General features: G+C 44.4%; 9 protein-coding genes, 10 tRNA genes and 3 rRNA genes. 20 read left to right on the forward strand and 2 right to left on the reverse strand.

Features of this window, described 5'->3' with window-relative positions; genetic code table 11:
• Positions 1 to 32 precede the first annotated feature (32 nt).
• A complete protein-coding gene (locus tag AC0VYJ_RS00925) occupies positions 33 to 635 on the forward strand; it encodes a KinB-signaling pathway activation protein (RefSeq protein ID WP_475366295.1) in 603 nt (200 codons plus the stop codon).
• 34 nt (positions 636 to 669) lie between these two features.
• On the opposite strand, the gene pdaB is transcribed toward AC0VYJ_RS00925, so the two are convergent.
• Positions 670 to 1,428: a polysaccharide deacetylase family sporulation protein PdaB gene (pdaB, locus tag AC0VYJ_RS00930; protein ID WP_194220316.1), complete on the reverse strand. Its 759-nt coding sequence runs from the start codon at positions 1,426 to 1,428 to the stop codon at positions 670 to 672.
• A 119-nt stretch (positions 1,429 to 1,547) separates the two neighbouring features.
• On the opposite strand from pdaB, the gene AC0VYJ_RS00935 reads away from it, so the two are divergent.
• The 15 genes from AC0VYJ_RS00935 to rocF all read left to right on the forward strand — a co-directional run bounded on the left by AC0VYJ_RS00935 (position 1,548) and on the right by rocF (position 9,187).
• Positions 1,548 to 1,772 (forward strand): hypothetical protein, encoded by a 225-nt coding sequence (locus AC0VYJ_RS00935; RefSeq protein WP_194220317.1) that lies wholly within the window; start codon positions 1,548 to 1,550, stop codon positions 1,770 to 1,772.
• A gap of 248 nt (positions 1,773 to 2,020) precedes the next feature.
• Positions 2,021 to 3,572, forward strand: a 16S ribosomal RNA gene (locus tag AC0VYJ_RS00940).
• A 237-nt stretch (positions 3,573 to 3,809) separates the two neighbouring features.
• Positions 3,810 to 6,739, forward strand: a 23S ribosomal RNA gene (locus tag AC0VYJ_RS00945).
• Between the two features lie 256 nt (positions 6,740 to 6,995).
• Positions 6,996 to 7,112 (forward strand): 5S ribosomal RNA (gene rrf, locus AC0VYJ_RS00950).
• The 16S, 23S and 5S rRNA genes sit together here with 10 tRNA genes alongside, the layout of an rRNA operon.
• Before the next feature lie 10 nt (positions 7,113 to 7,122).
• A tRNA-Asn gene (locus tag AC0VYJ_RS00955) sits at positions 7,123 to 7,197 on the forward strand.
• Positions 7,198 to 7,201: 4 nt separating this feature from the next.
• Positions 7,202 to 7,277: transfer RNA gene (locus tag AC0VYJ_RS00960), tRNA-Thr, on the forward strand.
• Positions 7,278 to 7,283: 6 nt separating this feature from the next.
• Positions 7,284 to 7,358 (forward strand) — tRNA-Glu (locus AC0VYJ_RS00965).
• A gap of 22 nt (positions 7,359 to 7,380) precedes the next feature.
• Positions 7,381 to 7,456, forward strand: a tRNA-Val gene (locus tag AC0VYJ_RS00970).
• A 77-nt stretch (positions 7,457 to 7,533) separates the two neighbouring features.
• Positions 7,534 to 7,609: transfer RNA gene (locus AC0VYJ_RS00975), tRNA-Thr, on the forward strand.
• Positions 7,610 to 7,619: 10 nt separating this feature from the next.
• Positions 7,620 to 7,704: transfer RNA gene (locus AC0VYJ_RS00980), tRNA-Tyr, on the forward strand.
• A gap of 4 nt (positions 7,705 to 7,708) precedes the next feature.
• A tRNA-Lys gene (locus AC0VYJ_RS00985) sits at positions 7,709 to 7,784 on the forward strand.
• Between the two features lie 3 nt (positions 7,785 to 7,787).
• Positions 7,788 to 7,862: transfer RNA gene (locus AC0VYJ_RS00990), tRNA-Gly, on the forward strand.
• 10 nt (positions 7,863 to 7,872) lie between these two features.
• Positions 7,873 to 7,946 (forward strand) — tRNA-Gly (locus AC0VYJ_RS00995).
• 3 nt (positions 7,947 to 7,949) lie between these two features.
• Positions 7,950 to 8,025, forward strand: a tRNA-Ala gene (locus tag AC0VYJ_RS01000).
• Positions 8,026 to 8,284: 259 nt separating this feature from the next.
• Positions 8,285 to 9,187, forward strand: coding sequence for an arginase (gene rocF, locus AC0VYJ_RS01005; protein ID WP_194222547.1), 903 nt, complete (start codon positions 8,285 to 8,287; stop codon positions 9,185 to 9,187).
• 22 nt (positions 9,188 to 9,209) lie between these two features.
• On the opposite strand, the gene AC0VYJ_RS01010 is transcribed toward rocF, so the two are convergent.
• A complete protein-coding gene (locus tag AC0VYJ_RS01010) occupies positions 9,210 to 9,422 on the reverse strand; it encodes an aspartyl-phosphate phosphatase Spo0E family protein (RefSeq protein WP_194222546.1) in 213 nt (70 codons plus the stop codon).
• 216 nt (positions 9,423 to 9,638) lie between these two features.
• Between AC0VYJ_RS01010 and sigW the strand changes: the two genes are divergently transcribed.
• From sigW to AC0VYJ_RS01030, 4 genes are all read left to right on the forward strand, one after another.
• Positions 9,639 to 10,202, forward strand: a complete 564-nt coding sequence (gene sigW, locus AC0VYJ_RS01015) for an RNA polymerase sigma factor SigW (RefSeq protein ID WP_194222545.1) — start codon at positions 9,639 to 9,641, stop codon at positions 10,200 to 10,202.
• A 16-nt stretch (positions 10,203 to 10,218) separates the two neighbouring features.
• Positions 10,219 to 10,848: an anti-sigma factor family protein gene (locus AC0VYJ_RS01020; protein WP_303535674.1), complete on the forward strand. Its 630-nt coding sequence runs from the start codon at positions 10,219 to 10,221 to the stop codon at positions 10,846 to 10,848.
• Positions 10,849 to 11,089: 241 nt separating this feature from the next.
• Positions 11,090 to 11,908 (forward strand): diadenylate cyclase CdaA, encoded by an 819-nt coding sequence (gene cdaA, locus AC0VYJ_RS01025; protein WP_194222558.1) that lies wholly within the window; start codon positions 11,090 to 11,092, stop codon positions 11,906 to 11,908.
• The gene (locus tag AC0VYJ_RS01030) at positions 11,908 to 13,146 is read left to right on the forward strand and encodes a CdaR family protein (protein ID WP_475366296.1); all 1,239 of its coding nucleotides are present in this window, start codon (positions 11,908 to 11,910) and stop codon (positions 13,144 to 13,146) included. The genes cdaA and AC0VYJ_RS01030 overlap by 1 nt, the downstream gene beginning before the upstream one ends.
• The last annotated feature ends 24 nt before the right edge of the window (positions 13,147 to 13,170 follow it).

Here is a 13,170-nt window from a genome sequence, read left to right on the forward strand (position 1 = left end):
GAAGCACCATTAACGTTTACGGGGGTTTGATTTTGAAAACAAGAAATCTTGTTTACTTATTTTTTACAACCCTTCTGATTGGATCAACAGCAGGTATGCTCACAGGGATTGTTTTAGATTGGTCACAGTATTGGACGGATCTGAAAAATGGAGAATTTGTTTCGTTCCTCATTGTGATACTCTGGTTACTGGGAGTATCTAGTATCTTTAGTTTGATTAGTCAGATGGGATTCTTTGCCTATTTAACAATTCATCGTTTTGGTCTTGGTATCTTTAAATCAGTAAAGCTTTGGAATACGATACAAGTCGTACTTATTGCGGTCGCTCTATTCGATCTTGTCTACTTCCGCTATGCTGTTTTTGCTGAAAAAGGAGAGAGTATTCTAAGTTATATCTTGACCGCTCTTTTTATTTTGATTATTGGATTGGTAACAGCATATATTAAGCAAAAAGAAACGAATAAGCAGGCCTTTATTCCAGCTCTTTTCTTTATTGTTGTTGTAACTATTCTTGAGTGGATTCCTGGCCTGCAAAGTAATGATCCAAAATGGCTCTGGCTTATTTTGATTCCGCTATTGGTGAGTAATGTATGGCAATTGCTAACACTTCATCGATTAATTCGAAAAGAAGCTTAATACACAAAAGCAGCTCTCCTAATCGGAGGGCTGCTTATTTTACTTCCTTGGTATTTATTTTTGCATTAGATACGAGTTCACTGACTGTGACAAAAGAATAGCCTTCCTTTTTTAGAAGAGAGATCATTTCTGGAATGGCTTCAACTGTTTGTTTAGCGGAATCAGATGCATGCATAAGAATGATATCTCCCGGATCAGCTTGTGTTGTTACATTCTGAACAATTTTGTCTACTCCTGGGTTTTTCCAGTCTTCTGAATCGAGACTCCAATGAATGACTGTGTAATTAAACTTCTCAGATAGAATAAGAACACGTTTATCAAAGTTTCCATTTGGTGGTCTTAGTAATTCTGGTTGGTCATCTGTTACTTTTTTGATTGCTTCATTAGAACGAATAATGTCCTTTTTTATTTCCTCGTCCTTCATTGACGTATAGTTCTCATATCGATATCCAAGGTTCCCGATTTCGTGTCCATCTTTTGCAATTTGCTCAACAATTTCAGGGTGGCGTTCAGCCCAGGCTCCCGAAATGAAGAATGAGGCTTTCACTTTATTTTGTTTTAGCTCTTCAAGAATAGGTAGAGCTTTTGTCTCGCCCCAACTAATATCAAAGGTTAATGCAAGACGTTTATCCTCGCTTTTCACGTGATCAATTGCGAGCGGGACGTTGTTATTTGTAAATACAGCGAGGTCCCCACCTTCAATAAAAAGAATAATTGCAGCAAAGAAAGCGGCTGTAACTATAATCAGTCCTTGCTTTATTCGCATGCCATTCCAAATCCAAAAAAACCTCATCATGCACCCCCTTTGTCCCATTCATATGCGAAAAGTTTCTTAACTATGTACAAACTCTAGAGGAGACACATATTTCTTAAAAGCTTAGGTCATACTGGTTTGAGGAAGGAGAGGTTCAGATGATTGGATTCTTAGTAAACTTTAAAGAGATGAAGGAAATCGAATACTTACTTAAAAGAGAAATGGAAGAGCTACTGTTAGACCTGGATAACAATCGAATCGATGGACTAATTAAAAGAGCGATGGAAGAACGATATCACCTTCTATTAGGTATCTATAAAAGAACGGCTACAGAAGCGGAGATTTCGAAGTATAGGCGGATTTTGAAAAAAAGTACAAATTAATTTAAAATACCCCTTGCCAAATAGTACAACTACCTGTATATTTATATAGGTCGCCGCAACAATGCGGTTGACGCCAAAAAGAATTTCAAAAAAGTTATTGACGCTGACGGAGTTAATATGGTATATTAATAAAGTCGCTGAAAACGACATTGAAAGAAACAAATTGATCTTTGAAAACTGAACGAAACGCCATGTAAGTAGTTGTTTCTAAGGAAATAAAACATTGTTTTAAAGCTAGATTAGGCTTTCTATCGGAGAGTTTGATCCTGGCTCAGGACGAACGCTGGCGGCGTGCCTAATACATGCAAGTCGAGCGAAGAGATGGGAGCTTGCTCCCTGATCTTAGCGGCGGACGGGTGAGTAACACGTGGGCAACCTGCCCTGCAGACTGGGATAACTCCGGGAAACCGGAGCTAATACCGGGTAATACATCGCACCGCATGGTGCAATGTTGAAAGTTGGCTTTCGAGCTAACACTGCAGGATGGGCCCGCGGCGCATTAGCTAGTTGGTAAGGTAATGGCTTACCAAGGCGACGATGCGTAGCCGACCTGAGAGGGTGATCGGCCACACTGGGACTGAGACACGGCCCAGACTCCTACGGGAGGCAGCAGTAGGGAATCTTCCGCAATGGACGAAAGTCTGACGGAGCAACGCCGCGTGAGTGACGAAGGCCTTCGGGTCGTAAAGCTCTGTTGTTAGGGAAGAACAAGTACCGTTCGAATAGGGCGGTACCTTGACGGTACCTAACCAGAAAGCCACGGCTAACTACGTGCCAGCAGCCGCGGTAATACGTAGGTGGCAAGCGTTGTCCGGAATTATTGGGCGTAAAGCGCGCGCAGGCGGTCTTTTAAGTCTGATGTGAAAGCCCACGGCTCAACCGTGGAGGGTCATTGGAAACTGGAGGACTTGAGTGCAGAAGAGGAGAGTGGAATTCCACGTGTAGCGGTGAAATGCGTAGATATGTGGAGGAACACCAGTGGCGAAGGCGGCTCTCTGGTCTGTAACTGACGCTGAGGCGCGAAAGCGTGGGGAGCAAACAGGATTAGATACCCTGGTAGTCCACGCCGTAAACGATGAGTGCTAGGTGTTGGGGGGTTCCACCCTCAGTGCTGAAGTTAACACATTAAGCACTCCGCCTGGGGAGTACGACCGCAAGGTTGAAACTCAAAGGAATTGACGGGGGCCCGCACAAGCAGTGGAGCATGTGGTTTAATTCGAAGCAACGCGAAGAACCTTACCAGGTCTTGACATCCTCTGACAATCCTGGAGACAGGACGTTCCCCTTCGGGGGACAGAGTGACAGGTGGTGCATGGTTGTCGTCAGCTCGTGTCGTGAGATGTTGGGTTAAGTCCCGCAACGAGCGCAACCCTTGATCTTAGTTGCCAGCATTTAGTTGGGCACTCTAAGGTGACTGCCGGTGACAAACCGGAGGAAGGTGGGGATGACGTCAAATCATCATGCCCCTTATGACCTGGGCTACACACGTGCTACAATGGACGGTACAAAGGGCAGCAACACCGCGAGGTGAAGCGAATCCCATAAAGCCGTTCTCAGTTCGGATTGCAGGCTGCAACTCGCCTGCATGAAGCCGGAATTGCTAGTAATCGCGGATCAGCATGCCGCGGTGAATACGTTCCCGGGCCTTGTACACACCGCCCGTCACACCACGAGAGTTTGTAACACCCGAAGTCGGTGGGGTAACCTTTATGGAGCCAGCCGCCGAAGGTGGGACAAATGATTGGGGTGAAGTCGTAACAAGGTAGCCGTATCGGAAGGTGCGGCTGGATCACCTCCTTTCTATGGAGAATTACGAAGGTAACTTACGTTACCAACCTTACATGAGCGTTTCGTTTAGTTTTGAAAGAATGATTTATTCTTTCAAACCAGGTGAAGTGATGAAGCTTAGGCGGATTCAAGTAGTAACCTTGTTCCTTGAAAACTAGATAGCACAAACAACGACATCCAATAATTATTTTTTATGCAATAACTTAGTAATAACTGATGCGTTATGGCAGTAATGCCTAACAAATCGAAGGTTAAGCTACTAAGGGCGCACGGTGGATGCCTTGGCACTAGAAGCCTAAGAAGGACGGGACGAACACCGATATGCTTCGGGGAGCTGTAAGTACGCTTTGATCCGGAGATTTCCGAATGGGGGAACCCACCATCTTTAATAGGATGGTATCCATTTCTGAATACATAGGGAATGGAAGGCAGACCCGGGGAACTGAAACATCTCATTACCCGGAGGAAGAGAAAGCAAACGCGATTTCCTGAGTAGCGGCGAGCGAAACGGAATCAGCCCAAACCAGAGGGCTTGCCCTCTGGGGTTGTAGGACGTCTCTTTGGAGTTACAAAGGCACGGATAGACGAAGCGACCTGGAAAGGTCCATCAGAGAAGGTAACAATCCTGTAGTCAAAATCCGATGCCCTCCGAGACGGATCCTGAGTACGGCGGGACACGTGAAACCCCGTCGGAATCCGGGAGGACCATCTCCCAAGGCTAAATACTCTCTAGTGACCGATAGTGAACCAGTACCGTGAGGGAAAGGTGAAAAGCACCCCGGAAGGGGAGTGAAAAAGAACCTGAAACCGTGTGCCTACAACTAGTTGGAGCCCGTTAATGGGTGACAGCGTGCCTTTTGTAGAATGAACCGGCGAGTTACGATCCCGTGCAAGGTTAAGCTGAGAAGGCGGAGCCGCAGCGAAAGCGAGTCTGAATAGGGCGAAATAGTACGTGGTCGTAGACCCGAAACCAGGTGATCTACCCATGTCCAGGGTGAAGTTCAGGTAACACTGAATGGAGGCCCGAACCCACGCATGTTGAAAAATGCGGGGATGAGGTGTGGGTAGCGGTGAAATGCCAATCGAACCTGGAGATAGCTGGTTCTCTCCGAAATAGCTTTAGGGCTAGCCTCGCGGCAAGAATCTTGGAGGTAGAGCACTGATTGGACTAGGGGTCCTTACCGGATTACCGAATCCAGTCAAACTCCGAATGCCAACGATTTATCCGCGGGAGTCAGACTGCGAGTGATAAGATCCGTAGTCGAGAGGGAAACAGCCCAGACCACCAGCTAAGGTCCCAAAGTATACGTTAAGTGGAAAAGGATGTGGCGTTGCTTAGACAACCAGGATGTTGGCTTAGAAGCAGCCATCATTTAAAGAGTGCGTAATAGCTCACTGGTCGAGTGACGCTGCGCCGAAAATGTACCGGGGCTAAACGTATCACCGAAGCTGTGGATTGTCTTACGACAATGGTAGGAGAGCGTTCTAAGGGCTGTGAAGTCAGACCGAAAGGACTGGTGGAGCGCTTAGAAGTGAGAATGCCGGTATGAGTAGCGAAAGACAAGTGAGAATCTTGTCCGTCGAAAGCCCAAGGTTTCCTGAGGAAGGCTCGTCCGCTCAGGGTTAGTCGGGACCTAAGCCGAGGCCGAAAGGCGTAGGCGATGGATAACAGGTTGATATTCCTGTACCACCTCCTTTCCGTTTGAACGACGGGGGGACGCAGAAAGATAGGGAGAGCGCGCTACTGGAAATGCGCGTCCAAGCGATTAGGCTGGTGAATAGGCAAATCCGTTCACCATGAAGGCTGAGTCGTGATGGCGAGGGAAATTTAGTACCGAAGTCCTTGATTCTACGCTGCCAAGAAAAGCCTCTAGTGAGGAAAAAGGTGCCCGTACCGCAAACCGACACAGGTAGGCGAGGAGAGAATCCTAAGACGATCGGGAGAACTCTCGTTAAGGAACTCGGCAAAATGACCCCGTAACTTCGGGAGAAGGGGTGCTTCCTCGGGTTTATAGCCCAGGGGAGCCGCAGTGAAAAGATCCAAGCGACTGTTTAGCAAAAACACAGGTCTCTGCAAAGCCGTAAGGCGAAGTATAGGGGCTGACACCTGCCCGGTGCTGGAAGGTTAAGAGGAGGGGTTATCCCTTACGGGAGAAGCTCTGAATCGAAGCCCCAGTAAACGGCGGCCGTAACTATAACGGTCCTAAGGTAGCGAAATTCCTTGTCGGGTAAGTTCCGACCCGCACGAAAGGTGCAACGACTTGGATACTGTCTCAACGAGAGACCCGGTGAAATTATAGTACCTGTGAAGATGCAGGTTACCCGCGACAGGACGGAAAGACCCCATGGAGCTTTACTGTAGCCTGATATTGGATTTTGGTACAGCTTGTACAGGATAGGTAGGAGCCATAGAAGTCGGACCGCCAGGTTCGATGGAGGCGTCGGTGGGATACTACCCTGGCTGTACTGACATTCTAACCCAGCACCGTGATCCGGTGCGGAGACAGTGTCAGGTGGGCAGTTTGACTGGGGCGGTCGCCTCCTAAAGTGTAACGGAGGCGCCCAAAGGTTCCCTCAGAATGGTTGGAAATCATTCGCAGAGTGTAAAGGCACAAGGGAGCTTGACTGCGAGACCTACAAGTCGAGCAGGGACGAAAGTCGGGCTTAGTGATCCGGTGGTTCCGCATGGAAGGGCCATCGCTCAACGGATAAAAGCTACCCTGGGGATAACAGGCTTATCTCCCCCAAGAGTCCACATCGACGGGGAGGTTTGGCACCTCGATGTCGGCTCATCGCATCCTGGGGCTGAAGTAGGTCCCAAGGGTTGGGCTGTTCGCCCATTAAAGCGGTACGCGAGCTGGGTTCAGAACGTCGTGAGACAGTTCGGTCCCTATCCGTCGCGGGCGCAGGAAATTTGAGAGGAGCTGTCCTTAGTACGAGAGGACCGGGATGGACACACCGCTGGTGTACCAGTTGTTCCGCCAGGAGCATAGCTGGGTAGCTACGTGTGGAAGGGATAAGTGCTGAAAGCATCTAAGCATGAAGCCCCCCTCGAGATGAGATTTCCCACAGCATGAAGCTGGTAAGATCCCTTAGAGATGATGAGGTAGATAGGTTCGGGGTGGAAGCGTGGCAACACGTGGAGCTGACGAATACTAATCGATCGAGGGCTTAACCTAAAAACGAAAAGTAAAGCAGGCTTGGTCACTTTCGTAGACCATTGGAGCTCTTGAACGTAAGGCGCTTTTCGCCTGAAGTGAAAGAGTGAAATGGGCAAGAATGTAGCCTGCGGAACTAGACATTGTTATTGGAAAACGTTGTGCGTGCTATCTAGTTTTCAAGGAATGAAAATTTTTCTTGATCTTTATAAAGAAATATAGTAAGATATATCTTGTCCTTGGTTAAACACTTTCTAGTGGAACAACCTTTGATTAGTCTGGTAATGATGGCGAAGAGGCCACACCCGTTCCCATGCCGAACACGGAAGTTAAGCTCTTCAGCGCCGATGGTAGTTGGGGGATCTCCCCCTGCAAGAGTAGGACGTTGCCAGGCTGACCAATATTCCACAGTAGCTCAGTGGTAGAGCAATCGGCTGTTAACCGATCGGTCGTAGGTTCGAATCCTACCTGTGGAGCCATTATGCTTCCATAGCTCAGCAGGTAGAGCACTTCCATGGTAAGGAAGGGGTCATCGGTTCGAATCCGGTTGGAAGCTCCAGGACATGGCCCGTTGGTCAAGCGGTTAAGACACCGCCCTTTCACGGCGGTAACACGGGTTCGAATCCCGTACGGGTCACCAATTTAATTTATCTATACTCTGTGGAGGATTAGCTCAGCTGGGAGAGCATCTGCCTTACAAGCAGAGGGTCGGCGGTTCGAGCCCGTCATCCTCCACCATTTTTCTTAATAATTGCTTTACCTTCAGGAGTACTCAGTAGAGTGCACTCTTTTTTATTTGTTAATACTATATATTTGCCGGCCTAGCTCAATTGGTAGAGCAACTGATTTGTAATCAGTAGGTTGGGGGTTCAAGTCCTCTGGCCGGCACCATTTTTCCAGTGGAGGGGTAGCGAAGTGGCTAAACGCGGCGGACTGTAAATCCGCTCCCTCAGGGTTCGGCGGTTCGAATCCGTCCCCCTCCACCAGTAAGAGCCATTAGCTCAGTTGGTAGAGCATCTGACTTTTAATCAGAGGGTCGAAGGTTCGAGTCCTTCATGGCTCACCATATGCGGAAGTAGTTCAGTGGTAGAACATCACCTTGCCAAGGTGGGGGTCGCGGGTTCGAATCCCGTCTTCCGCTCCAAACTTTATATGCGGGTGTAGTTTAGTGGTAAAACCTCAGCCTTCCAAGCTGATGTCGTGGGTTCGATCCCCATCACCCGCTCCAAATGGGGCCTTAGCTCAGCTGGGAGAGCGCCTGCCTTGCACGCAGGAGGTCAGCGGTTCGATCCCGCTAGGCTCCACCATTTTCCTTAAACAATGTTTAGGGTTTTTTTTATGTCATAAAATCATTTTGAAGTAGGAAACTTTTCTATTTCTAATGCGCCTTGCAGATGATATATGATTCAGATCCTCCACGGCCAGGCTACTGTTCCTTATATTTATCCGTAAAGAACATCAATTTACGTAATTGTATGAATATTTATTCGTATTTTATGTCAGGTTGAGTCATTTACTGGAATATGGGTAGAATAGAGCTAGACTAGGATACGAGGAGGCTACATAATGAATAATAAACTTTCGATTATAGGAGTACCAATGGATCTTGGCCAAATGAGACGCGGGGTAGACATGGGTCCAAGTGCGATCAGATATGCTGGAATTGTAGAACGGTTATCAAATTTGAATTACGATATTGAAGATCTTGGGGATATTGAAATAGGAAGGCCAGAAAAGCGTCCAGAAGAACAGGATCATCAACTTAAAAATTTGAAAGAAGTTGCTGATGCTAGCGAAAAGCTTTCAAATGTTGTAAATGAAGTGATTAATCGAAAGCGCTTTCCACTAGTGTTTGGTGGAGATCATAGTATTGCTATTGGCACTCTTGCCGGTGTAGCACGTAATTATGAAAATTTAGGCGTTATTTGGTACGATGCGCATGGTGATTTAAATAACTCCGAAACGTCACCATCAGGAAATATTCATGGAATGCCACTTGCAGTTAGTCTTGGTATTGGTGATGAGTCTTTAACTAGCATTTCAGGATATTCACCTAAAATTAAACCAGAAAACATTGTGATTATCGGAGCTCGTTCTCTTGATGATGGTGAGCGTAAACTGATTAAAGAAAAAGGTATTAAAGTATATACGATGCATGAAGTTGACCGTATGGGTATGACGCAAGTAATGGAAGAGGCTATCGAGTATGTATCGAAAGACACTGATGGGGTGCATTTAAGTCTTGACCTTGATGGACTTGATCCGCACGATGCTCCTGGAGTAGGTACACCAGTACTTGGAGGAATTAGCTATCGTGAGAGTCATCTTGCGATGGAAATGCTTGCAGAATCAAACATTTTAACTTCTGCAGAATTCGTTGAAGTGAATCCTATTTTAGACGAGAAAAATAAAACGGCTACTGTTGCCGTCGCTTTAATGGGATCTTTATTTGGGGAAAAATTAAAATAAACACAAAGGCAGCGACTTTATCTTAAGATAAAGCCGCTGTTTTTTTATTTCGACATTGATCATATTCGTTTAATAGATAGTCCAGATAAGTGCTAATTTCAATTATTTCGGAAGAACTAAGTGGTTTGTTCCTTGCTAATAAATTCATTTTATTGCGGGAAGCCTCAATTTCTTGAAGGAGATGATCTTTCTCGCTTTTTATTTGAAAGCTTATTTTTCGATTCAACCTTTCCATGAGCCGAACCACCCTCTCAATAATTTATAGCTTTATACCCTATATATTAAAAAAATAAACTATTTTCACTAGAAAATTATGTATTTTCATTAAAAACAGTAATTCAAACGTGATAGAATAAGGAAAGATTAGAAAATGTTTTTTTAGAAAAAGTGAAACTTTGTTTTTCCTGATACGTAACTATAATAGCCGCAGGAATCAGCGGGGGTTGAAAAAATGGATGCAATCGTAAAAAGAATCGTGTTGAAAGTAAGAAAAGGGGACCATAATGCATTTGGGGAGTTAGTAGAGCTCTATAAAGATCGAGTCTTTGCTTTGACATACCGAATGCTTGGTAACAGGCAGGAAGCTGAGGATGTGGCTCAAGAGGCATTCATTCGTGCTTATACGAACATTGATCGCTATCAGATTGATCGAAAATTCTCTACTTGGTTATATCGTATAGCCACGAACTTATCGATTGATCGTATGCGAAAGAAAAAGCCGGATTATTACCTCGATGCTGAAATTTCGGGAACGGAAGGTCTGACAATGTATTCTCAAGTGTCGACTGATGAACCATTACCTGATGATGAAGTTGTATCGTTAGAGGCACAGGATGGGATACATCAGGCTATTCTAAGTTTGCCAGCTAAGTATCGAAGTGCTATAACTTTAAAGTATATTCAGGAGTTATCGCTAAAGGAAATCAGTGAAATTCTGGATTTACCAGTAGGAACGGTCAAAACCCGAATACATCGGGGTAGAGAAGCGCTTAGAAAGAAGCTTCGAGAGCAGTAAGAAAGGGGGAGAAGCTATGAAATGCCCTGCAGAAATAGTTGCAATTATGCATGATGTACTTGATGAAGAAGCTACAGATCAACAGCGTAAAGAGCTATTTGATCATTTAAAGACATGTCATGATTGCAAAGAGCATTATGAAGAACTGAAGAAAACGGAATCGTTTCTCCTCAGCTCACCTTCTATGAAGGCACCCGATGGTTTTACATCAAAGGTAATGCAACAGCTACCACAGGAGAAACGCACGGTCTGGATGAAACGATGGATGAAATCTCATCCATTCGTAACAGCGGCGATTTTATTCTTAGTATTAATGGCAGGATCTGTTTATTCATCATGGACGAGTGAGGATCAATTATCTGCGCTCTCTGGTAATTTAAGATTTGACCAGGAAACGAATACGGTTATTGTTCCTGAGGGTGAAGTCATTGAAGGAGATCTAACAGTAAAAAACCGTAATCTTGAAATTGAAGGACAGGTTAAAGGTGATGTTCTTGTGATCAATGGAGAACAGTATATGGCCTCTGCTGGACAGGTAACTGGTGAAATCGAAGAGGTGGATCATATTCTTGACTGGACGTGGTTTCAGCTGAAACACCTTTTTCAAGATATAGGTAGTGTATTTACAAATGATGAACAAAAATAAACCGTCCTATAGGGCGGTTTATTTTTGTGAATTATTGCTGTAGTAAAAAAATGATTCTTCTCCCCCGAACTCAACATTTGATCACAGAGTTACTAATTATATGAAATGTCATACTAATTGAGATGTGCTTTTTTTGAAGTTGTCAAAAATATGATATAATTAAAAAGTTACAAATGTATTTTAGCAATGCACTAGAAGTGAACTTCAGGCTAAATACAATACGTTTGGAGGAAGAGCCGTGCTGCCTGTTGGAAATGTAAATGTACTTGATTACATAACTGAGATTATTGATATTTTGCTCGTTACGTATGTGATATATAAAATTATTATGCTTATTCGCGGCACGAAGGCTGTTCAGCTTCTTAAGGGAATTACGGTCATTATTGCCGCATGGTTCTTAAGTAGTTTTTTCGAACTGAACACGCTACATTGGATTCTAGAGCGGGTCGTTCTTTATGGACTACTTGCCATCATTATTATTTTCCAACCTGAGCTTCGAAGAGCACTTGAGCAGTTAGGACGCGGTCGATTGTTTGCTCGCTCCGCTGTTGAAGAGGAAGAGACGAATAAAATGGTGGAAGCCATTATTAAGTCATCATCCTATATGGGTAAGAGAAGAATTGGCGCATTAATATCCATTGAGCGGGAAACAGGTCTCAATGACTATGTAGAGACAGGTATTCCTATGAATGCAAAATTAACTTCTGAACTTTTAATTAATGTGTTCATTCCGAATACACCACTTCATGATGGAGCGGTTATTCTAAAGAAGGATGAAATTTTAGCTGCAGCATGTTATTTGCCACTTTCAGAGAGTCCTTTTATTTCGAAGGAACTCGGTACAAGGCACAGAGCTGCTCTTGGAATAAGTGAAGTAACAGATAGCCTAACACTCATTGTGTCTGAAGAAACAGGGAGTATTTCCCTGACAAAGAACGGAGAACTTCATCGAAATTTATCTGAAGAGGTATTACGTGATCTTCTTAATGCTGAGCTAAATCCTTCTGTGTCTAAGACTGAGACTTCCAACCGCTTTAGTAATTGGAGGGGGAAAAAGTAATGGACAAATTGTTAACGAGCAACTGGTTTGTCAAAATCATCTCTTTTCTTCTCGCTCTCATGCTTTACACGATTGTTGCGATGCCTGATGGGTCTACTACTGATCCTAATGGATTACTTACTCAACAAACAGAAACAGAACGTTTACCAGATATGGAGCTTGAAGTGCTATACGATGAAGATAGCGTAGTGGTTTCTGATTTACCTGAAACCGTAGATGTCATTGTTGAAGGCCGCACAGATGGTTTAATGCTATCAAAGTTAACGAATAAAGAGGTCTATGTCGATTTGCGCAATTTAACACCAGGTCAACATCTTGTTACAGTAAAACACAGAGATTTTCCTGAAAATGTAGATGTCGCGATTGATCCAGTTAGAGTTTCTGTGACGATTGAAGAGAAAAAATCGAGTACCTTTCAAGCTGGAATTAACTTGTTGAAGGAAGATGAGCTTTCGGAAGGGTATGCGACAGAAGAACCGATCGTTTCACCTAAAACCGTTACAGTTACTGGTGCAAATTCCAAGCTTGAGCAAATTGCATTTGTTAGAGGCTATGTAAATGTGAGCGGTGCAAAAGAAGAAGTTAATGAAAGAATAACACTAAATGTGTATGATGCGAATATGGAAGAAATACAGGGGGTATCGATCGATCCTGCCGTAGTTGATGTAAAAGTACCAATTACTGCCCCTTACAAAAAGGTGCCGATTAAACTAGATCAAAAAGGAAAGCTTCCTGACGGTGTTAGTATCTCATCGATTGACCTTGAACCTTCGGAGGTTTCTGTCTTTGGTCCTGAAGAGGAACTTGGCAAACTAGAGTTTCTGGACGGTATTCCACTTGATCTATCAAAAATAACAAAGGATACAACGGTTGAGCTTGATGTACCAGTTCCGGACGGAATGAAAAAAGTAGATCCAGAAACGGTTGAAGCAAAAATTAAAGTTGGTAAAGAAGATGAAAAAGCATTTGAAGATGTACCAATTAAAGTAACTGGAGTATCTGATGGGTTAACAGCAAATATTTCAGAACCTGAAACGGGATCTACGGATATGAAGATATATGGTGTATCTAGCGTGCTTGAAAATATTCAGAATGATGATTTTCAGGCTTATATTGATGCAAGTGGTCTTTCCGAGGGAGAACATGAACTTGAATTACAATGGAACGGACCGTCTTATGTTCGCTGGTCCGGTTCATCCAAGAAGGTAACGCTGCAAATAGAGAATAGTCCTTCCTAATAGTTGGAACTGCGCGATAATAAA

The sequence above is a fragment of the Anaerobacillus sp. 63XJN7_5_ISO-PGPR-S23-430 genome (assembly GCF_056173695.1).

What these genes read in the sequence shown, in the direction of transcription:
- pdaB (WP_194220316.1), bottom strand. Translation starts at nt 1,428, where the DNA reads ATGAGGTTTTTTTGGATTTGGAATGGCATGCGAATAAAGCAAGGACTG.
- AC0VYJ_RS00935 (WP_194220317.1), top strand. Translation starts at nt 1,548, where the DNA reads ATGATTGGATTCTTAGTAAACTTTAAAGAGATGAAGGAAATCGAATAC.
- rocF (WP_194222547.1), top strand. Translation starts at nt 8,285, where the DNA reads ATGAATAATAAACTTTCGATTATAGGAGTACCAATGGATCTTGGCCAA.
- AC0VYJ_RS01010 (WP_194222546.1), bottom strand. Translation starts at nt 9,422, where the DNA reads ATGGAAAGGTTGAATCGAAAAATAAGCTTTCAAATAAAAAGCGAGAAA.
- sigW (WP_194222545.1), top strand. Translation starts at nt 9,639, where the DNA reads ATGGATGCAATCGTAAAAAGAATCGTGTTGAAAGTAAGAAAAGGGGAC.
- AC0VYJ_RS01020 (WP_303535674.1), top strand. Translation starts at nt 10,219, where the DNA reads ATGAAATGCCCTGCAGAAATAGTTGCAATTATGCATGATGTACTTGAT.
- AC0VYJ_RS01030 (WP_475366296.1), top strand. Translation starts at nt 11,908, where the DNA reads ATGGACAAATTGTTAACGAGCAACTGGTTTGTCAAAATCATCTCTTTT.